16 protein-coding genes are annotated in these 21,295 nt (G+C 41.5%); 2 read left to right on the forward strand and 14 right to left on the reverse strand.

The window, feature by feature from the left end; genetic code table 11:
- Positions 1-9 precede the first annotated feature (9 nt).
- From BM294_RS12415 to BM294_RS16375, 9 genes are all read right to left on the reverse strand, one after another.
- Entirely contained in the window at positions 10-819 is an 810-nt protein-coding gene (locus BM294_RS12415) for a CPBP family intramembrane glutamic endopeptidase (protein WP_091208832.1), read from the reverse strand.
- 12 nt (positions 820-831) lie between these two features.
- Entirely contained in the window at positions 832-1,515 is a 684-nt protein-coding gene (locus BM294_RS12420; RefSeq protein ID WP_139225887.1) for a CPBP family intramembrane glutamic endopeptidase, read from the reverse strand.
- Between the two features lie 141 nt (positions 1,516-1,656).
- Positions 1,657-2,466: a PrsW family glutamic-type intramembrane protease gene (locus tag BM294_RS12430; RefSeq protein WP_091208841.1), complete on the reverse strand. Its 810-nt coding sequence runs from the start codon at positions 2,464-2,466 to the stop codon at positions 1,657-1,659.
- A 33-nt stretch (positions 2,467-2,499) separates the two neighbouring features.
- The gene (locus BM294_RS12435; RefSeq protein ID WP_330389879.1) at positions 2,500-3,054 is read right to left on the reverse strand and encodes a M13-type metalloendopeptidase; all 555 of its coding nucleotides are present in this window, start codon (positions 3,052-3,054) and stop codon (positions 2,500-2,502) included.
- 56 nt (positions 3,055-3,110) lie between these two features.
- Positions 3,111-4,253 (reverse strand): M20/M25/M40 family metallo-hydrolase, encoded by a 1,143-nt coding sequence (locus BM294_RS12440; protein ID WP_034444456.1) that lies wholly within the window; start codon positions 4,251-4,253, stop codon positions 3,111-3,113.
- A 282-nt stretch (positions 4,254-4,535) separates the two neighbouring features.
- Positions 4,536-6,149 carry a sensor domain-containing diguanylate cyclase gene (locus tag BM294_RS12445; RefSeq protein WP_091208846.1) on the reverse strand — a complete coding sequence of 538 codons (1,614 nt, stop codon included), beginning with the start codon at positions 6,147-6,149 and terminating at the stop codon, positions 4,536-4,538.
- Between the two features lie 504 nt (positions 6,150-6,653).
- Positions 6,654-9,014, reverse strand: coding sequence for a ferrous iron transport protein B (feoB, locus tag BM294_RS12450; protein ID WP_091208849.1), 2,361 nt, complete (start codon positions 9,012-9,014; stop codon positions 6,654-6,656).
- Between the two features lie 147 nt (positions 9,015-9,161).
- On the reverse strand, positions 9,162-9,893 hold the full coding sequence (locus BM294_RS16370) for an MATE family efflux transporter (RefSeq protein WP_242944530.1): 732 nt from the start codon (positions 9,891-9,893) through the stop codon (positions 9,162-9,164).
- A gap of 24 nt (positions 9,894-9,917) precedes the next feature.
- Positions 9,918-10,589 carry an MATE family efflux transporter gene (locus BM294_RS16375; protein WP_242944531.1) on the reverse strand — a complete coding sequence of 224 codons (672 nt, stop codon included), beginning with the start codon at positions 10,587-10,589 and terminating at the stop codon, positions 9,918-9,920.
- Positions 10,590-11,043: 454 nt separating this feature from the next.
- Between BM294_RS16375 and BM294_RS12460 the strand changes: the two genes are divergently transcribed.
- A complete protein-coding gene (locus BM294_RS12460) occupies positions 11,044-12,231 on the forward strand; it encodes a pyridoxal-dependent decarboxylase (RefSeq protein ID WP_175494675.1) in 1,188 nt (395 codons plus the stop codon).
- A gap of 200 nt (positions 12,232-12,431) precedes the next feature.
- Here BM294_RS12460 and BM294_RS12465 read toward each other — a convergent pair whose 3' ends face one another.
- From BM294_RS12465 to BM294_RS12475, 3 genes are read right to left on the reverse strand one after another with little or no spacing between them, the layout of a single operon-like run.
- Positions 12,432-12,686 carry an SDR family oxidoreductase gene (locus BM294_RS12465; protein ID WP_207648061.1) on the reverse strand — a complete coding sequence of 85 codons (255 nt, stop codon included), beginning with the start codon at positions 12,684-12,686 and terminating at the stop codon, positions 12,432-12,434.
- Positions 12,683-15,472 carry a glycoside hydrolase family 2 protein gene (locus tag BM294_RS12470; protein ID WP_091208856.1) on the reverse strand — a complete coding sequence of 930 codons (2,790 nt, stop codon included), beginning with the start codon at positions 15,470-15,472 and terminating at the stop codon, positions 12,683-12,685. Before BM294_RS12470 ends, BM294_RS12465 begins: the two co-directional genes overlap by 4 nt.
- Positions 15,469-16,983 (reverse strand): MFS transporter, encoded by a 1,515-nt coding sequence (locus tag BM294_RS12475; protein WP_175494676.1) that lies wholly within the window; start codon positions 16,981-16,983, stop codon positions 15,469-15,471. The genes BM294_RS12470 and BM294_RS12475 overlap by 4 nt, the downstream gene beginning before the upstream one ends.
- Positions 16,984-17,394: 411 nt before the next feature.
- Between BM294_RS12475 and BM294_RS12480 the strand changes: the two genes are divergently transcribed.
- Positions 17,395-18,636: an AraC family transcriptional regulator gene (locus tag BM294_RS12480; protein ID WP_091208860.1), complete on the forward strand. Its 1,242-nt coding sequence runs from the start codon at positions 17,395-17,397 to the stop codon at positions 18,634-18,636.
- 432 nt (positions 18,637-19,068) lie between these two features.
- Here BM294_RS12480 and BM294_RS12485 read toward each other — a convergent pair whose 3' ends face one another.
- Both BM294_RS12485 and BM294_RS12490 read right to left on the reverse strand, forming a co-directional pair.
- Positions 19,069-19,995: a SufB/SufD family protein gene (locus tag BM294_RS12485; RefSeq protein WP_091208864.1), complete on the reverse strand. Its 927-nt coding sequence runs from the start codon at positions 19,993-19,995 to the stop codon at positions 19,069-19,071.
- A complete protein-coding gene (locus BM294_RS12490; RefSeq protein WP_091208867.1) occupies positions 19,988-20,743 on the reverse strand; it encodes an ABC transporter ATP-binding protein in 756 nt (251 codons plus the stop codon). The genes BM294_RS12485 and BM294_RS12490 overlap by 8 nt, the downstream gene beginning before the upstream one ends.
- Between the last annotated feature and the right edge of the window lie 552 nt (positions 20,744-21,295).

Genomic DNA, 21,295 nt, shown 5'->3' on the forward strand with positions numbered 1-21,295 from the left:
CGATTGAATTCAGTTGCTCCACTTGGTCTGCCATATATTCTCTATTGTTTCCTGTTTAGTCTTTCTGATCAGGTAGCATCCTGCCACAAAAAGTGCCACCGAAACCGCTATTATAAGAACATAGTACGAAATACCAGTATTCCCGCCACTAGAAACCACAATCCCCTCTTCATTGATGGTTGAATCTGTTACAAAATTGATAAAATCATATATAGCATGAGCGATCATTCCAGGAATTATTGAGCCTGTCCTTAGATATATTCCGGCGAGAACAAAACCGCCACAGGTTGCCATGAATGCCTGTATCAGAGTCATGACAGGATCTGCTCCTACGAATATATTTGTCAAATGGAGCGGTCCGAAGATGACAGATGAGATAATTACTGCTGCCACTGCCCTATTCTTCACCTTCAGATATCTCATTCCTATAGGAATAAGCATAGCCCTGAAAATGGTCTCCTCACTAATGCCAGCCATTAGTGCCAGACACACGAAAGAAACTGATGGTTTGAAAGCAAGTCCACTAAATATAGCATTTATGATTATGCATCCGATAATAAGGATTGCCATCGCAGAGGATACCATAAATCTCTCTTTTACCGGAACATGAGCCTTAAACACTCCATCAAATTCAGGCGAGAACCACATATTATAAATGATCAAAAGAACTAAAGACAGTGCGGAAACTATAAGTGCGCTTACTGCTCCCTTTGTCGGACCGCTCAATTGAGTTAATAAACCCAGAGGAACTGTCAGTATCATTGCGATTACAGCATTTTTTTCACATAATGAATGTTTCCTTACTTTTTTGTTTTCCATAACCAATTCTCCTTACCATTCTCGTCTGATCTTTTCAAAATCAATAGTCTTGCCGACTTTCTTCCACACAATAAATGTAAGGATCGCATTTATAGCAGCAATTACGAAGTATGCGATAAGAGTCCTCGCGCCATCTTCACCGGTATTAATATACGATGAACCCGAATCTCCAACCGGAACAAACAGGCCTTCTGTATAACCTGCAAAAAAATCAAACAGTCCGTGAGCCAGGCCGCAGGCCCATATATTTCTTGTCTTCCAATACAGTATAAGAAGAGCCAGCCCAAAAATGCCTGATTCCAGCGTTTTGGCTATTGCCTGCCCCCATTCAATAGGGGACGTAGGATCAAATCCCAAAACATGTACAGCTCCGAATACCAGTGATGAGACCACTGCACTCAGTACAAAAACATATTTCTTTTGCCTAAACTTATAGACGATTGCATCGTTAATAACTGCCCTAAAGGCCAGTTCCTCAAAAAGTCCCACAGAAATATTCATAAGAAATATGATGATAAATCCCAATATCGGATTTTCCTTCAGGGGTACCTTTTCTTCTATATTCGAAATCAGCACTACAGAGCCCATGATAAGGGACATCAATAAAAATCCAATGGCGTTCTTGATGACATATCCTGTAGAAACATAGCAGGAGGCCAGTGCCTTATCTCCGGATATCTGGTCAGGAAAAAGCACACCGCTCCGCAGAGCATGGTCCTTACTATAAAGAAATGGAAATTTGTCTCTGTATGTACCGTCTTAAAACACACAACCACGTATACTATACAGAGTGCAGCAGTTATCAGCGGTGATCTTTTCATAAATTCAATATACTTTTTAAGCATTAGTGTTCTCCTGTTCCGTACTTCCAGCATCTGTAAAGGAAAGAGCAACAAGATTTGATGCGTTTTTCTTAAGGCGTTTGAATAAGTATATCTGAAATATAAATACCGGAATTACCGCAATTAACACCATACCAACCCCAATATGTACAGATCTCTGTATTTCTGCTGTCACAACCTCTACATCATCCCCGGCATGTATTAGCTTGTTTGCAGCAAAAAAGTCAAAAACAGCATGACAGAATACAGGGATAAAATATGCAAGAAGATATTCTTTTATTACAGACCCACTGCCTGTTACTTTGTTATATCTGGCAAGTCCAAGATGCCTTCCCATGGCAAGCCCAAGCATCACATGCAATGTTATATTCGGCAGTCTCATCACAAGACCCGAAACCCCGAGACTATATACAAAATCTTCTATAAGAGTAAATCCGAATCCGACAGCACCTGCTATCAGCATATATTCATATATATTTCTCATTTTTTTTCTAAAAATGCATAATACAATAAGTGTAATGAGTAGTTTTGCGAGCTCTTCACTCATAGCCGCTGAGAAAAGCGCATGGTTGAAACTGGCAAGTAATGCCGGTCCCTCTGAAGGAGCAAACCCGGTTACCGACCTGAAGCACAACCCAATTATTAAAGCGAAAATAAATGAAATCGGCACAGATAAAAGCCCAAGAAACACCGGCAGCAAAGCCTGTCCTCTTGAAATCCGATAGTCTCCTTCCCAGGCAATCATATTCCTGTAAAGAATACCAATAATGATTAAACACAGAACAAAACTGATAATTGAAATCATAATTTTCCCCCTTTCTTTGTTGGTTGCTATAACTTAATACAAATCATGGATATACTCAGTCAGAGCTTTTCTGCCAAAATAATGCTCCGGCTGATGGATCACCAGATCAAAAGCATGTGACACTTCATGTCCCACCCAGAATGCTCCAATTGAGGCGTACATCTCTTCCACGTCCATATCACTTGAATAGAAAGTTTCTCCCATCATTCCTATGATCATGTTAATAGTGTTGGCAGACGGATCATACCCGGCATTGCAAGTTAAAATATTAAAGCCTTCTGCCCACATGTCCTTATCAAGGTTTTGGCCTAAACAACTCATATCATGCTTTGTCTCAGCCATCCAGATGCGCCTGGTAGCTTCAATAAGTGAACAATCAGAAATATCAATATCGGAAGTGTCTCTGAATTTATCCGGGTAAGCGGCATGAATGGCTATCTTATCCAGTTTTTCAATGGCTTTTTTCTTAACTTCATCCGAAGCCCAGCTATTCTCATTAAGCAGCTCTCTATAAGTATCGATAACCTGCTGACACAAATCTTCCATTCTCTTTTTGTCTTCTTCAGATCCGTACTTTGCAATGTATATTTAATTAGACAAGCTATTAAGAAGAAAGAGCAGGAAGAAAGATAACTATATCCCAATCATTCTGTCCAATCCAGAACCATAAGAATCTTAAGCAGTTCTGCGAAGCTGACTATTTCCTGAACAGTTGTATATTCCTCAGTTGTATGTATGTTATACATAGGACCGTATATATTAAGACCGTCCATCCCGTGTTTTATCAGAGAATTTATATCACTTCCGCCATAGGACTTCTTCGCCAATGTTTCCCTGCCCTGCTTCCCTAAAGCTCTTTTATACCTATCCAAAGCACTTCCCGCCCGGGCTTCGGGATCTTTCCTGTATACGGTGATTCTTTCTTTTTTATCTATACAAAGCTCTGCACCTGCACTCTTCGCCTCTTCAGAAAAAACGCTTTCCACATATTCCATTGTCTGATATGCATCTTCATGGACACCGCTTCTTATCTCACCTTTTATGAGGCAGTTTTCCGGAACAGCGTTGGTCACACTTCCACCTTCAATAGTACCGATATTCAGCGTTGTGTGATCATCCGCCCATCCCTGCTTTATTCTGCTGATTGCAGCTGCAGCTACTGCGATCGCATTTATTCCCTTTTCGGGCTCATAACCTGCGTGAGAGGCCTTGCCCTTTATATGTACTTCGAATGAAATGAGGGTCGGTTCGCAGGATGAATAGACTCCGTATTCTCCGCTGCAGTCAGGAGCAAAAGCTATCCTGGAACGAATCTTTGAATAATCAAGAGCTGCACTTCCAAGACCGTAAACCTCTTCTGCCACTGTAAACAGAAACTCTATTGGCGGATGATCCAGCTCTTCCTCCAAGACTTCAGTGTATGCCTCGATAATACCTGCTATACCAACCCTGTCATCTGCCCCCAGGACAGTAGTATGGTCGCTTGTGATGGTTCCATCATCATTTAGTATGATCTTTTTATTATTACCCGGAGCTACGGTGTCCATATGTGCACAGAACAGAATAGGCTCAGAATCTGCATACTTTCCCCGCCCCTCCGCAAATCCATATAGATTTCCGCAGTTACCTCCAATCTTACCGGCTGTATCATCCTCGCAAAGCTTTATTCCCAGCTTTTGAAACTCCGCCACAAGATAGTCAGCAACCATTCGTTCATTAAATGATTCTCCGTCTACCAACGCAAGTTCTATAAATCTGTCTATTACTCTCTTGTCATTCTGTTTCATAGATTAATCTTTCTAATTGCTATTAAAAAATATTATTTTTCAGGCAGTTCATGTTTTGGCAACCTTTTGGGAAATGGTCCTTCTACTGTACATGGAACCCCAACCCTGTCCAACTCTTCACGCAGTAGATTGATATATTTATCAGTGTTTATCAGTTGCATACATCACCTCTTGTACATTATACGGAGTTGAATAAATTAAATCATAAGAAACATACTAAAGGAACCGTAGATTTCCCATCTCCGGTTCCTTTGACTATCCACTATTATTTACAATACGTGGTTACAATTCTCCTCTTTTGCTCTGCCACTTATTTTCATACATATTCTTATCTGCGTGACGGATCACATCATTTACGGACTCATCCTCACCGGGATCATAATCTGCCAGGCCTCTTGCCACATTTGTTTTTTCCCAGGCTTCCGTATCACTGTCTCTGATTTCTCTGCATTTCGCATCAAATAGACTTACAAGTTCCATACGTTTTTTAAATTCATTTTTCTGAAGTATCGCGGCAAATTCATCACCGCCTATTCTGAATACAGGACAATGTTCAAAAACCCGACATATAAGTTCTGCTGATTTCTTCAGATAGATATCACCCTTATCATGACCAAATTTATCATTTATGGTCTTTAGATTGTTGCAATCAAAGATACATACGGCGAATTCCTGAATCTCACCACTTTCGATTTTGCTTTGAATATTGCTCATGTAGATATCAAATGCACCTTTATTTCGAAGTGATGTCAATGCATCTGCATAAGCCATGTCATTCAGATCAGTGATATACCTCTTGAGATTGGCCGAAGTACGGTTAAATGTACGCGTCAGCAATCCTATCTCATCATTACCCTTATAATCCAAAGAAAAATCATAGTCGCCTCTGTCCAGCTGCTCTGCTGCATTAGTCAGATCCTGAAGCGGTTTTGTAATACGACTTGTGTAATTCATTATGAAAACGATAAATATGACCAATAAAAGCACAAACACTGAAACGATAATATTTATCCACTTATGCCAGCTCGCTTCTATCTCTCTGAATGGCACTGAAACATTGAGACTGTCTCCGTTTATCAACGGGAGACACACCGCAATCATTTTTTCGCCTTCGTATTCGTAATTTATGATTTTGTCTCCGGATAAAAACCCGTCGGGAATACGCTCCTGTTTTTCTCTCGTCAGATTATTCATCAATGGGTGATATACGATGTAGCCATTAGAATCGCTTATGAAAGCCCGTCCGTGTTCATACAGTGTAATGTTTCTGACCTGAGCGGCTATGAAAGTGGTATCCAGTTCTATGCCGATAACCCCCACGAATCTGCCTTCAAAAAAGACCGGTATATTGTAGGATATGACTCTCACACCCAGATTGTCTGTGAAGTACGGAGTAAGCCATGTAGGTTTACCGGTTGTCTTCGGAACAGTAAACCACACAAGTTTTGAGGTATCCTCCGTATCATATTGTGTTATATCTGTCACCTTGCTCTCTTTGAACCCTTCACCATCTGTATTGATATACCAGAAGCCTTTGACATTTTGGGATACTTCCGGATCAATGCGGTAATAAAAGGTCATGACGCCATTGGTACGGTAAAGTGTTTTCTTGAAAAACTTCTTCACCCTTCCCACATGTTCCTTCAGGTGTTCATCATCAAGTCCCTTAAGATCGGATTCCACATAGGCAGAAACCGTCTTTACCTCCTGCTCCACACTACCAAGATAAAAATCCAAATTTTTTCTTCCGGAATCACATAACAGAAGGAGCATCTGCTCAGAACTGCTCATTCCGAGATTTTTTATTGCAGTAACGCCGAAAAACAATGCAATCACCATGGTGATAATGATGGCACCTATTGTTTCGGCGATGATTTTTGTCTTTATAGAATGCATATTCACACCATTCCCATAAAACAATAAATACGCAAACTTACACGCTACATACCATATTTCGGCAATATCTGTTCTTAAAATAACTCAATCACTAAGGAAACTCTGATTAAAGTGTTTCCCTAAAGATAAATAAAGTCTGATATGAAAATCAGAAACGGGGATATAGTGTCATTTTACCGACTCTATATCCCCGTCCCTGTGTCTTATGTCTTATTTTTACTTTTCCACGAACTAATGTAACAGATTCCAGGTTAATACCTTAATTCTTCCTGATTTCAGGATACCTTGCTTAAGACAGCGGTGTGGCTGCCGCTGCCATACTAAGTGAAAAATCTATTGACATTACGATTCTCCTTTTTCCTGTATTTAAGAATTTGACAGACGGATTTTAACCGATAATGCTTAAATGTAGCTGAAAGTAAAAATCCTTCAGGTATCTATAAAAAAACAAACAGATTGACAATAATGTAACGTTTCCTCTAAAGACTGGTCCTGATTGGCTTATCAAAATCCTATCGCAAGCCCTATTATTCTCACAATGAAGGCCACCACCCAAGCGACTAGGCATTGGAATATAACAGTCAAAAGAGCGGCTTTGCCACCGGACTCCTGCTTCACTGATGCAATTGCCGCCACACAAGGAGTATATAGCAGGCAGAATACCAGGAAAACAAAGGCCGTAAGGCCGCTCATCTGGGATCTGAGACCCTCAGTACCTCCATAAAGCACGGTGAGCATGGAAACTACACTTTCTTTTGCCAGGAATCCTGAAATCAGTGAAGTTACTGTTTTCCAGTCTCCAAATCCGAGAGGCGCAAACAAAGGTGCGATGCCGCCGGCAAGAACTGCCAGAATACTATCTTCGGAATCTGTTACAAGGTTAAATCCCGGATCAAAATTCTTCAGGAACCACACTGCAATCGTTCCAAGGAAAATCACCGTAAAGGCTCTCTGAAGGAAATCCTTGGCTTTATCCCACATTAGCATTACGACGTTTTTGAATCCCGGAAGTCTGTAGTTGGGAAGTTCCATTACAAACGGTACGGCTTCACCTGAAAATACGGTTTTCTTTCCTATGAGAGCCACCACAATAGACATTACTATACCTATAAGGTACAAAGCGATAGTCACAAGGGCTGCATACTTTGGGAAGAAAGCCGCTGCAAAAAATGCATATATCGGCATCTTTGCACTACAGCTCATAAACGGTATCAGAAGTCTCGTCATCTTTCTGTCTCTGTCAGATGGAAGCGTTCTCGCCGCCATAACGGCCGGAACACTGCAGCCGAATCCGATAAGCATTGGCACTATACTTCTGCCGGAAAGTCCCAGCTTTCTGAGCAGCTTATCCATAAAAAATGCAACTCTCGCCATATAACCGCTGTCTTCCAGCATTGACAGGAAGAAGTAGAGGATCACAATGATAGGCAGGAAACTAAGCACGGAACCTACGCCCTCAAATATGGCATCAATCACCAGCGAATGAATAGGGGCGGAAACATTAGCCACAGTCAATGCTGAATCAACTATATCTGTAAGGTATCCGATAAGTGTTTCAAGTATACTCTGGAAAAATGCTCCGATAACATTGAAAGTCAGGAAAAACACCAGTCCCATGATGACAATGAAGGCCGGTATAGCAGTCCACTTACCTGAGAAAAATTCATCAAGCTTACGGCTTCTGGCATGCTCCTTGCTTTCCTTAGGCTTAACCACAGTCTGATTGCAAATGCTATAGATGAAAGTAAAACGCATGTCGGCGATGGCTGCCGCTCTGTCAAGACCACGCTCTTCCTCCATCTGTGAAACAATGTTCTCAAGGGCTGCGGCATCATGTTCATGAAGACCAAGTGCTTCTTTTACCAGAATGTCTCCCTCTATCATCTTGCTTGCAGCAAATCTGATGGGGATTTCAGCCTTTTCTGCGTGATCCTCGATCATACTCATGACAGCATGTATGGCACGATGAACTGCACCGCCATGATCATCCTTTCCGCAGAAGTCTTTTCTTCCGGGAGTCTCATTATATCTGGCGATATGCAGCGAATGTTCAACAAGCTCCTTTATCCCCTGATTCTTTGCGGCGGAAATGGGAATAACCGGTACCTGCAGAAGCTGCTCGAGGAGGTTTACATTGACAGTACCGCCGTTCCCTGCCATTTCATCCATCATATTTAGCGCGATGACCATCGGTATATCAAGCTCCAGGAGCTGCATGGTCAGGTACAGATTTCGTTCAATGTTTGTGGCATCAACGATATTGATGATAGCTGAAGGTTTCTCCTCCAGGACGAACTGTCTGGAAACCACCTCTTCACTGGTGTATGGTGAAAGAGAATAAATTCCCGGAAGATCCACAACTTCTGTATCCGGATAGCCTTTTATGGGACCGCTTTTTCTGTCTACGGTCACACCCGGGAAATTGCCGACGTGCTGGTTGGCTCCGGTCAGCTGATTGAATAATGTCGTCTTTCCGCAGTTCTGGTTTCCCACAAGTGCGAATGTCAGCTTTCCTGTTCGGGCCTCTTTTCCCTTGTGCTCTACATAGTATTCATGAACATCTGCTTCTTCGCCGAGAGACGGGTGAGGGATGTCTTTGATGAGATTTGTCTTAATGTTTACATCCTGAGATTCTCCGCTTCTCACGTTTCCGATATCTATCTTTTCTGCATCTGCGAGACGAATAGTCAATTCGTACCCCGCCACGCGAAGCTCCATAGGATCACCCATTGGGGCATATTTTATAAGTGTCACATCCACTCCGGGTATCAGTCCCATATCAAGAAAGTGCTGTCTTAACGCACCTTCACCACCGATACGTTCTATAGTGGCTGTCTTTCCTGTCTCTAATTCTTTTAAAGTCAAATTAGTATCCTCCTGTAAACTCAACGGGTATTATAATGCACTAAAAAACGGATAAAGTCGAGTCTGTATTAAAGAATGATTGTAATGGTAAAAAACAAGACGCCGCTTTTGCGATGTCTTGTTTACGTAAATAAACTATATGATTTATCATACCGCTGTCTTCTTCATGGTATCGATATCCGTCTCCCTTGGCAGTTTCTTCATATACATAATAAAAAACATAAGCGAAACAAAAAATGAAAGACCGTATGCCACAGGCTGTGCCTCCTGTATTCCGGCCACACCTCTCGTATGTGCGAGGATATACAAGGCCGGCATAAATATAAATCCGCTTCGAAGAGATGAAAGAAGTGCAGCTCCACCCTTCTTTCCTGTACACTGATATGTCATCTCAGTCACAACTGAAAGCGGCAATGTCGGAAGCAGGAGCATCTGAAGAACCAATGCTCTGTGGGCAACATTTACAACAGCAGGGTCATCACGGAATATTCTTATGATCTCATCCGGGAACTGCAGTGTGGCAGCAATAGCAATAAGTATAAAAATCATACCAAGTGCAGCTGTAAACCATATAGCTTTTCTGACACGATCAAACTTTTTAGCTCCGTAATTAAAGGAACAAACCGGTTGAAATCCCTGTCCCACTCCAAGCGCCATGGAAAAGACGAAAAATACTATACGGTTTACTATACTCATTGCCGCAACAACTTCATCTCCGTAAACCGATGACAAAACATTAAGAAGGATAGTTGTGAAACTATTGAGAATCTGGCGTAAAAGGCTGGGGATACCGGTTAGAACGATTTCGCTGAGAAGCACTGTGTTAATGCATATCATCAGTTTTTCTGTAGTCTTACCTTTCTGAACCTGTCGCTTCATCAGGAAATTACGTATAGAAATTCTCTATGTAGTGCGCCCTGAGAAAAACATTGAAAGCAGTATGCCCCAGCTTATGATCTGTCCTATGCAGGTGGAAAGACCGGCACCGGCGATACCCATATTGAGTATCATCATGAAGAAATAATCTCCGCCGATGTTCAGAATACTTCCCACCAAGAGTCCCACCATACCGAGGGATGCCTTTCCCTCATATCTAAGGATACTGTTCATGGTGAAGCTCGTGGTCATGAATGGAGCCGCAAAAAGAATGTACCCTATATAAGTTTTGGCGAATGGAGCTATGGTTTCGGTACTTCCGAGCCATCTGACCAAAGAATCCAGTGTAAAGAAACCAAATACTGTTATAACGAATCCCATGAAAAGAGAACAGAAAAAAGCAGTTGATGCGGTTTCAGATGCTTTCTCCGGCTGCCTGTCCCCAAGCATACGGGAGATAATGCTTCCACCTCCCTGTCCGAACAAAAATCCGAATGCCTGAATGATGGCCATAAAGCCAAATACAACTCCCACCGCACCGCTGGCTGAGGTTCCGAGAGTTCCCACGAAAGCTGTATCCACCACATTGTAAATATTGGTTATCAGCATGGATATCATGGTGGGTATCGCCAACAATGTAATAAGTCTTGGGATAGGTGTCTCTGTCATTCTTTTGTACTGCTGTTCTGTTCTCGTCATAATGTCTCGTCTCCATCTAAAGCTGTTAAAACCGGTAACATAGTTGCTGCATATAGAAAATGATAATTAATGTTTACCCATGTTATATATGGTATGTAATATTCGGTCCATATAGAAAAGTCTAACCATGGCTTTTCTGCAGAAAATCGCCGGCTATCTTTAACCCCTAAAGGATCCAATAACCGGCGTTTAATTACGATAATCCTTATTCTAATTTACATAACACTGTATATCAAGCTGTTATTCAGCATGAATTCCGGGTTCTACTGTTAACTTATCATGAATAAATGACATCCCTAATCATCATTTTTTGAATTATCAAAAAAGCAACTTGCTTATTAAATGTATTTTAAACTCCGATTATATAATAAACATATATTGTTCCTGTTAATGTTACTAACCACCACCCTGTGCAGCATCTATGCTGTCTTCTCATCTCATGGAGGATAAAGACATGAGTACTGACCCTAAAAAAGAATTGGATTTTGATCCGGCAGAAGCGCGTCTTGATGAATATGCCGGTGATGTCATGATGAAAAAATCCCGTTTTCTCGGATTTCCAATCAACCAGAAAAGCCAGCTTGTAGGCTTCTATAAATGGCTCTACGGAAGCGGCTTCAATCTTTCCATGATAAACAATGCCGGTGACCCCTTTAACCATGGTGATGAAATCCTCAACACACTGGATTTTGAAAGAGAGGTCATCGAATATTTCGCTCCTTTATACGGATTTGATCCCGGTGATACCTGGGGAATCGTAACCTTCAGCGGTACCGATGGCAACAATCATGGTATATATTTCGGAGCAAACTACTTAAAGAAAAAAACTCAGAAGAACCCGATTCTGTATGTTTCCGAGGAAGCCCACTATTCAAGTAAGAGACTTGCTGATCTTCAGAATCTGGAACTCCGGATCATTCCGGCAGATGTTAAGGGATGCATGATTACCGAAGAATTTGAAAAGGCACTTGTTCCCGACAAACCTGCACTTATGGTATATGCTATGGGAACTACTTTTAAAGGAGGAATCGATGATCAGGCTGCACTGAATGCCATCCTGGCAAAGCACCCTGAGATAAGTGTGTACCGTCACCTGGATGCCGCTCTTTTCGGCGGATATATTCCGTTCACAGAGTATAGGGATATCATCAACAGAAAGATTCAGCCATTTGATTCTATAGCCATAAGCGGGCACAAATTCTTTGGCATGGATGAACCGGCAGGTATGTTCATTACATCCATGGATGTCAAGCAGAACCAGAATCCTTACGAGATATCCTATCTTAATGCCAGCATGCCTATGATAAACTGCTCCCGCTCCGCACTGTCACCTCTTAAGTTCTGGTGGATCATCAACCACACCACAAAAGAGGAATTCTCCGCCCAGGCAGAGGGAATGCTTAAGAGAGCCCGCTGGCTCAAAGATCAGTTTGATAAGATCGGATGGCCCGCATGGCTCGCGCCCATGTCTAACACAGTTTACTTCAAACGCCCTCCTGAGGAGATAGCTGCCAATTTCCATCTATCCCCCGATTTCGACGAAAGACGCGGAGGTGCCCTGTCTCATATCGTTGTGATGCAGCATGTATCGGAGGAAAAACTTGGAAAGTTTTTGGATGTGTTAAAAACTATCAGGAAATGATAAAAATCTATAGAATTAAAAACATTTGAATTGTAGGTATGGTTATAAGCAACAGGGACTGTTGTCCGGATTTTGATGATAATCTGATCCAGAGCGACAGCCCCTTTATAGTTCTGCATGAGCAATCAGGTATTGATATCCAACATTCACAATGTAGAACTCTTAATGTTATTAATTATATCCTGAGCACCGAAAAGCAATCACTGAAGTACAAATCCACCGTTAGGTGAGATAACCTGCCCTGTAAGATATGATGCCTTAAGGATGTACTCCAAAGCACCTGCTATATCGGAAACATCACCGATATAGCCCTCAGGAATAGTTGCTGCAAGTGCATTAAGCTCATCCTGATTAACTCCACGAAGCATATCTGTCATGATCATACCGGGAGCGATGGCATTGGCACGAACGCCTCTTCCTGCAAACTCAAGTGCAAGGGCTCTTGTAAGACCTATGACACCGGAATCTTATTAAGCTCCGTATTCAGAGCTTTCTGGTCTATGTCTCCTGAATTTCTGCTAAGTATACTTTTTAATGAAAGTCCCAGCGGGATAATGTCTTTTTCCGTCATCTTCTTCACAAGACCGGGCATAAAAACTTCCAGAACATCACGTGTTGCACGATTCTCCAGAAGATCATTGGCTGTATCTTCTATGGAATAGTACCCTTCCCTAACCACTGAATCTCCGGCTAGAAACCAGTTCTTAACTGCCTGTCCGGCACCGCTGTCAGGAAGTGTATATGAATTGTCCTCTTCTGATACTCTGACAAAGATACACTCATCTGAGACAGGCATCTCATTCATTTGGGTTTCTACTTTATTTTCACATGCATCTAAGATTCCACTTACCTTAATTTTTCCTTCAGAATACACCCTTTCACATTTCACTGAAGCACAATTAAGTCCATCATTTCTTTCATTACCCGATACTCCTATAACTCTTACTCTATTCTCACCTTCATTTAGATGAACTTTTCTGAACACAACAACTCCGTTTCCGGAATTGTTACCTTTATCTGTTACTTCCCCGTCAAGCTCCAGTGTAACCTCATGAAGATTAGTGTATACCTTTATATCGATTTCATCCTTAGCTCTGTTTTTGAATCTTTTTGAGCAGATATGTACAAAAGGCTCCTTCGACCATTTTGCCTTATAGTAGTAAAATGCATCCTTCTTTATCTTTCTGTCAAAGGTCACAAGTCCCTTCTGGTTTCTGTTCTCTGTACCGCCTTCCTTACGAAGAGCACTTCCGAAATCGAACATGTTCCAGACAAAGCTTCCCCAAAGGTAACTCTTGCTCTCAAATATCGGATATACTGTCTCATGATAAAGCGCCTGATACTCTTCTGAATAGTCGCGAATCTTAGGTTCCTCTGAATGAAGCTCTACATTGGCATCTACTCCGTATTCGCTCATTCCGAGAGGCATATCCGGGCGCTCCTCATGGAATCTGTCAAGATACTTATCGTAATCCTGCATCTCACCGTAGTACCAGCCGAAGTAAACATTGTAACCTATCATATCGGTCACGTTATTCAGTTCACTCCTGAACTTAACTGTATAGAGATTTGCGGCAGTCACAAGTCTTGAAGGATCAAGCTCTTTTGCCATATCCCGCATCTTTCGGAGCTCATCATGCATAAATGCCGTATCACGGAACATGCCGATTTCATTCTGTATACCCCAGAAGAAAATACTCGGATGATGAATGTTCTGAAGGATAAGCTCCTTAAGCTGCTGCTCTGCATTTTCAAAAACTTCTTCGGAATCAGGCATCTTCAGCATGGGAATCTCAGCCCAGACTATATAGCCCTTTTCATCGCAGAGGTCATAGGTATGCTGCGGATGCTGATAATGTGAAAGGCGCACAGCATTGGCACCTATCTCATCGATGAGTTCAAAGTCACGGTTAATATCTTCATCCTTAGTCGTATTGAAAATCTCCGCAGCATCCTGATGCCTTGCGACACCGTTGATCCTGACATTACGACCATTAAGATAAAAACCGCTCTCAGAATCCATCCGGAAGAATCTGAAACCTAAACGAACACTGACTGTATCAACAACACTGCCGTCCTCTATAAGTTCAGCTTTTAATGTATAAAGATTTACATTTTTACCTCCATAGTTCAGGCACAATCCGGATTTATCAGAGCTAATATCTGACCCATCAAAAAAGTTTGAAAGTTCACTCTCAAACTTTTTGCCATCCCATAGCAGCGGAGATTTAACATGAAACTGAACATTTTCACCGGCATTATGTTCTTCACATAAAACCTCTAAATCCTTTACAAAACCTTTATCATTCCCGTTGTCCTGATTCCGACCGGAATAATTACAATCATCACCTTGATCGATATATTGCCGTGTCACATCAGTATGATTCTTTTTTGAAACCTTCGTTTCTGTTTCTATCCCAAACGATTTATCAGAGGAATTACTGTCCGTGATACTATCACTGTTGTCACAGCATCTGTCCCAGAGCGACACAGTATATCTTATCTTCGCTTTTTCCGATGCCACAGCATGGGATTCAACAACTATCACCCCATCCCCGTCCTTCATTTCAGTTCTCGCAATGACTCCGTTTGTACCATAGTACATGTAATCAAAATGTGATTTCTCTGTCACTATAAGATTAACACCGCGATACAGTCCTCCATAGATTGTAAAGTCTCCCGCAAGAGGAGAAATGACATCATTCTTCTCATTTGTCAGGAAAATACGAAGAAGGAAAGACTGCTTTTTGAGGCAGTCTAAAGGTACTTCTGCGCGGAAAGCACTGTAACCGCCCTTATGCTCAGTAAGAAATATGTCATCCGCATAAACCATTGCGTGCTGATCTGCGGCAGGAATGTCTATGAACAGACATTTCCCTCCCTCTCTCCACTCCGGATCCACAGTAACTTCCTTTTCATATAAGGTGAGACCTCTGTACTGATCGTCATCCGTATACCAGCTATGGGGCAGGTTGATAACCTCGCTCTTAACTGCTGATAATACACATACTTTATTTTTCCCGGTTGTATATTTTTCTTCCGATTTTCCGGTTATTTCTTTTTCTTCCGGAAATAAATCAGCCTTTTCTGCTGTTAATGAACCTAGTTCAGAACCATCAATTCCTGAATATTTGCCGCCATCAGTAATATCCGTTATTCTGATTTCCGATCTCACATCAGAAATCTTCAGTCCCTCTATACGTTTGAAAGTCCAATCCTTATTTAAAGGAATTCTTATCATGCTGCATTCCTCATCTTATATATCTTTTCCTCGACCTCCTTCATCTTTTCAGGAGAAAGATCATAGAACTTCATTGCGACTACATTAAACACTGCTCCGATAAACTCAAGTCCATAATAGAAAAGCATCGCTATGGCAAAAAGCTGGGGGCTGTACGGTGTGTCAAGATCCGGGAATTTATCCGCAAAGCCGATGGCCGCAAAGCCGACTCCTACAAGCAGCGGACCAAAGGATGAGATAAGCTTATCCATGAACGAAAACAGCGTTCCCACCATACCGGGGATATACTTTCCGGTTCTTGAAGCCTCGTAGTCATTAACATCTGCAATCATCGGAGGTATGATGGAACTTGTAATCATCTGGAAACCACCGCCTACAACAGTCACAATGAAAAGCAGTACTGTAAATGTTGTAAGTCCGTTGAAATCCTGACCATATCCGTTTGTGAAGCCAGGAAGGTTCAGTGTCTTCGGATCAAGCAGCATCCAGATAAGAATTGCTATAGCGTCCATGACGATAACGCCCCATGACCCCATCTGCATCGCTTTCTTAAGTCCAAACTTTGCACCTATTGCACCGATACCAAGTGTCATCATCACAAGACCTATAACCGTTGTATACATGGTCCATCCACCGGAAAGCTTGTAGTTACCTGCAACTATTCCGTAAAGTACCAATGTTATAGCACTGGTCTTACATGTATTAGCCAGCATGTCTGTGGCCCTTGTAACTATCATCATCTGAAGAGGGCGGTTGTGAGTGAGTACATCCACATAATCTGAGAATTTGATCTCAGGCTTTTTCTTTGTGCTTGTCTCTGAGAAAATAGCGATATCTTTTGGTGTGATGGAAATGTACGCGACAGCAATACCTATTGAAGCGATGACTGCAACTATGAGCCAGTATTCATGGAAAAGACCGGCACTTCCAAGTGAACCATGCTTAACCGCAAGCGCTGCAACCACCATCTGCATAACTGCTCTCATGACTCTAACAAGAACTGTTCCCACAACTGAAAGTATGGGACGCTGAGCAGGATCGTTGGTGAGACAGACATTACCCACATGGGCACTGATATTCAGGAAGGTATATCCGATGTAATAAATCAATGTGAATATAATGAAAAATACCGGTCTGATGGCTCCTTCCGGAAGTTTATCCGTAACGTTGAACATAAGAAAACTGTTCACAAACAGAAGAATGCCTCCGAGCAAAAGACAAAGTCTGGTCTTTCCGATCTTGCTGTTTTCCTTGAACTTATCTACAACGAAACCTACCATAGGATCCGTGACACCATCCCACAAACGCATAATGGTTGAAAAGCTGGAGGCCAGCACTACCGCCATACCAACATAACCGTTGAGATAATATGACATAATCATTGTGAGACCCATATAAAGGTTTACAGCCATATTTCCACCGGAAAAACCTATGATTCTCCATACAGGAACATTATGTATTCCGTTCTCTTTCATATACTTCTGATAATTCGTTTTTGTTACGCTTTCCATTTCATAAACTCCATTCTTGGGAATGAAAATATCCATTGTGTTTTCTTTTCTTCGCCGACACCGGAATGGCCCTTCACATGCAAACGGCTATAACAAGACTTGTTTTTTACAAAAAGCAATATAACAGAAAGTATGATCCTTAGGATAGTAATATATAATTCTATATAGTATTATATTACTACATTTTCCTTCGTATTCCCGGAAGAGAGCGTAAGAAAAACACAGGTTGAATCGTTTTCCTGGTCGGGTTTTCGATGCGAATGGGTACGGACAAAGCATTGCTTTCCTTTGAAACTCCATTCTCCGACGCCGTAAACTCTAAAGAAACACTGAGTTAATAAGTGTTTTTTAGTTCATGCAAATACTGTCCTTCAGCATTTACTAACTTTTGGAAAAAATATAGAAACATATATGAAAAATAATATTGAAAAAAACTGTTCCGATTCCGCACTGAATTCCGGAATGGAACTTATAAAAACACTTTATCATCTTAATATCATTAAAATCACAGAGTTCCCGGATCTCACAAACTTCTGTAAGACACACAGAGTTCATTCAATGCAAAAGTATCTGTATCCGGATACACTTGATACTCTCTGTAAGACTAACGACGATTTTTCGGTTCATATTTGCGAAGATCGTCTGATGATATGCCTGGCTATATTTCGAATCAACGGCTGTTCATTCGTAGCAGGGCCATTCCGTCAAAACATACTTACAAAAAAGGATAGCGAGAATCTTCTTCATGCTCTTAATGCAACAGAAATAACTGTTGCTGACTACCTTCACTATCATGAAACATTTCCCATAATCACAGAAGAGGATATAAAAAGCATCGTCGCATCTCTCCTTCATGTATACAGCACCGATTCCGGAGTTCTGTCCTTCATTAAACACGATGACTATTCCGGTGAATATATCAATTCATCCACTCCTGAAGAAATGGAAATGAGTGTTCAGGCAGACCGTCCCTACTATATGACCATGCTGGAAAGGCGTTATACTTTTGAGCAGCATTTCATAGAGAATATCGAAGCCGGAAATGCAAGATCTGCACTTATGAATCTTGAAAATATGCAGCATGATGTTTCATATCTCAAAAAAATCGGAACCACAATGGAAAATGAACGTATCGGAGCAGCCATCACCAGAACCACAGCGAGACTGGCCGCAATACGGGCCGGACTTCCTGCCATCATTGCCGATAGGATTTCTTCCGAGAATACAAGAAAAACCATGACTGCAAAAACCACATCAGAGATATTAAAAGCCAAAGAGGAACTTGTACAGAATTTCTGCCGGGCAATCCTCGAACACAATGACGAAAATCATTCCGCCCTTGCCCAAAGTGCGGTGTACTATCTTCGTCATGAATATTATCATCCCATCAGTCTTGATACAATGGCGGACACTCTTTCAGTGTCAAAGAATTACCTTATATCGGTTTTTAAAAAGGAATATAAGACAACACCCATAAACTTCCTGAATGACTACCGATTGAAACAGGCCGCCACTCTTCTGGCTTCAACATCCTCTACTGTTCAGGAAATAAGCAATAGTGTCGGAATAGATGACGCAAATTATTTTGTCAAACTATTCAAAAAGAAATACGGGATGACACCCACCGAATACCGAAGAAGAAACAAAATATAATAGAACGTTCATTAATCAGCCGGACTTAATTTTGATTCAGAAGCCTTGAAACACTGCGAATTCATCAGTCCGGGTAAATATACGATAATAGTTATAAAGCAGCAAAAAAGACAGAACTGAAATCTTAGTTCAGATCTGTCTTTTTCAATCAGGTTTTACATGTAATATTTAACCGTTATATACAGCTCAGATCCTGAGAGTATCCATTTAATGACGTTAAGCTGAGTCATGAAAAATCATAATCTACTCCATTAGTGGCTCTTAGTTTCTTCTCATTGGATTCCTGGTCAAGTCAGAGTTTTCATAAGGAAAACTCTGATATTGGCCAGGACTTAGAGTCACTTAGGGAGTAGATTTGACATTTTTCCGACGAAGCGTCTCGGTATTAAATGGATACCTCAGGATTCGAATTATTCAAGTATAGGAAAGCACTTACTTCAAAAAACCGTTTATGATCTGTTCCTCAGCCTCAGCCTCAGTAAGTCCGAGGGTCATAAGCTTGATGATCTGATCACCGGCGATCTTTCCGATAGCAGCCTCATGCACAAGCGCTGCATCGAGATCATTGGCCTCAAGAGCAGGAACTGCAAGAATCTTACCCTTATCCATGATGATGGAATCACACTCTGTATGACCTGAACATGCTGCATTTCCGACAAGCTTTGCATCGAACTTCTGGTATGAAGTATCTCTCGCTACAGATCTGGAAACCACATCTGCGCTTGATCCTTCTCCATTCATGCTGACAACATATGTACTGAGAGCCTTCTGGTCGCCGTGTGTCATGAGACGCTCTCTGACAACAAGCTTTGCACCTGCTGCGAGCTCGGCAGTTGTGGTTCTGTTTGTATCGTCAACACCCTTTATCTGAACCATCTCCATCTCAACAGAGCTGCCTTCCTCCTGGTAAACCTCTGTTCCCGGATTGAGGATTCTCTTACCGCTTCCTTCACCTGATCCGTAATGCTTCTCAACATAACGTACCTTTGCATTCTTTCCAACAAAGAAACGGTGGATACCGTCATGCTCTGAATCCTGTGAACCACAGTTATCGATACCACAGCCTGCAACTATAGTTACATCGGCACCCTCCCCAACGTAGAAGTCATTGTACACAACTTCCTTTAATCCTGTCTGAGTCATAACAACAGGGATATGAACACTCTCGTTCTTTGTTCCCGGCTTGATACGAACTGTAAGTCCCTGTCCGTCTTCTCTTGGAATAATCTCAATATTCTCTGTGGAGACACGTCCTGCAGACTGTCCATTAGAACGAATATTGTAGGCACCCTCCGGTACCTTATGAAGGTCTGCAACCTCCTTTAAAAGTCTCTTCTGAATCTCGTCTAATTTAAGCATTCTGATTTGCCTCCCTTACCTGCTCGATTTTTCTGCATTCAGGCATCGCTGAAGTTGTTCCCATAAGTTCAGGAAGGACTTCGTCCTTTGTACCGCGCTTCACAAGCTGACCATTTTTCAGAACAATAATCTCATCTGCGATATTAAGGATTCTCTCCTGATGAGAAATGATAAGGATGGAACTGTCTCCGATATCCTTTCTCATTCTCTGGAATACCTCGATAAGATTCTGGAAGCTCCAAAGATCTATACCAGCCTCAGGCTCATCGAAAACAGAAAGCTTCGAAGCCTTTGCAAGAACGGTTGCAATCTCGATTCTCTTCAGCTCACCACCCGAGAGACTGCTGTTTACTTCACGATTGATGTAATCTCTTGCACAAAGGCCAACCTCTGCAAGATAGTTACATGCATTGGCAATGGAAATATTCTTTCCTGTAGCAAGTTTGATAAGGTCGAATACCTGTATTCCCTTAAATCTTACCGGCTGCTGGAATGCAAAACCTATACCTTTCTTAGCACGATCAGTGATGGAAAGATCTGTGATATCCTCTCCGTTGAAAAGAATCTTTCCGCCGGTGGGCTTCTCTATTCCTGCAATAATCTTCGCAAGAGTTGATTTACCTCCGCCGTTAGGTCCGGTGATAACCACCAGTTTGTTATCAGGAATGGTCAATGATATATCCCTGATGATCTCTTTATCCTGACCCTCATCATCTACCTGAAAAGAGATGTTTTGCAATTCCAACATATAAAAAAACCTCCAAGTTTATTAACTCAACATTAAACTGCCTGTTCAGAGCAATTTTTAATAAAGATAATGCAGCCTGTCCGCATTTATATCCATAATAATCCTAGCGTTTCTCTATACTATCATAACAATGACTTTTTTGTTATCTACATTTATGTTTTTATACAAAAATATACAAAAATCAAAGAAAAAGAGACCCCATAATGAGGTCTCACCTATACTATGAGTCGCCCGACAAATGGACGTTTATATCACATCCATTTTCGATATATTGTTCCTTGAAAACTTAATACACTATCTTTTTTATAAAAAATACGATTTCAGATGCACATGCGTACCTAAAATCAGAGGATTATTAGCATCCTATTTCCATTCCTTATGCTAATTGGACACACTTATCCAAGCTAACCATATATTTGATTAGCTTAATCGTATTTAGTGCTGCAACTTTAAAACCGAAGAAATGCCTATTCCTTATCAGACCTCTTACAGGCATTTTATCAGCATTATGCCTTTTCCTTAATGATGCCGGAATCGTTTCTACACCATTCC

The sequence above is a fragment of the Oribacterium sp. WCC10 genome (assembly GCF_900113415.1).
In the GTDB taxonomy this organism is placed as follows: domain Bacteria; phylum Bacillota; class Clostridia; order Lachnospirales; family Lachnospiraceae; genus Oribacterium.

Bases quoted from the DNA above. Each gene is read 5' to 3' on its own strand.
- BM294_RS12415 (WP_091208832.1), bottom strand. From the start codon at position 819: ATGGAAAACAAAAAAGTAAGGAAACATTCATTATGTGAAAAAAATGCT.
- BM294_RS12430 (WP_091208841.1), bottom strand. From the start codon at position 2,466: ATGATTTCAATTATCAGTTTTGTTCTGTGTTTAATCATTATTGGTATT.
- BM294_RS12440 (WP_034444456.1), bottom strand. From the start codon at position 4,253: ATGAAACAGAATGACAAGAGAGTAATAGACAGATTTATAGAACTTGCG.
- BM294_RS12445 (WP_091208846.1), bottom strand. From the start codon at position 6,149: ATGCATTCTATAAAGACAAAAATCATCGCCGAAACAATAGGTGCCATC.
- BM294_RS16370 (WP_242944530.1), bottom strand. From the start codon at position 9,893: ATGAAGCGACAGGTTCAGAAAGGTAAGACTACAGAAAAACTGATGATA.
- BM294_RS16375 (WP_242944531.1), bottom strand. From the start codon at position 10,589: ATGACGAGAACAGAACAGCAGTACAAAAGAATGACAGAGACACCTATC.
- BM294_RS12460 (WP_175494675.1), top strand. From the start codon at position 11,044: ATGAGTACTGACCCTAAAAAAGAATTGGATTTTGATCCGGCAGAAGCG.
- BM294_RS12470 (WP_091208856.1), bottom strand. From the start codon at position 15,472: ATGATAAGAATTCCTTTAAATAAGGATTGGACTTTCAAACGTATAGAG.
- BM294_RS12475 (WP_175494676.1), bottom strand. From the start codon at position 16,983: ATGGAAAGCGTAACAAAAACGAATTATCAGAAGTATATGAAAGAGAAC.
- BM294_RS12480 (WP_091208860.1), top strand. From the start codon at position 17,395: ATGAAAAATAATATTGAAAAAAACTGTTCCGATTCCGCACTGAATTCC.
- BM294_RS12485 (WP_091208864.1), bottom strand. From the start codon at position 19,995: ATGCTTAAATTAGACGAGATTCAGAAGAGACTTTTAAAGGAGGTTGCA.
- BM294_RS12490 (WP_091208867.1), bottom strand. From the start codon at position 20,743: ATGTTGGAATTGCAAAACATCTCTTTTCAGGTAGATGATGAGGGTCAG.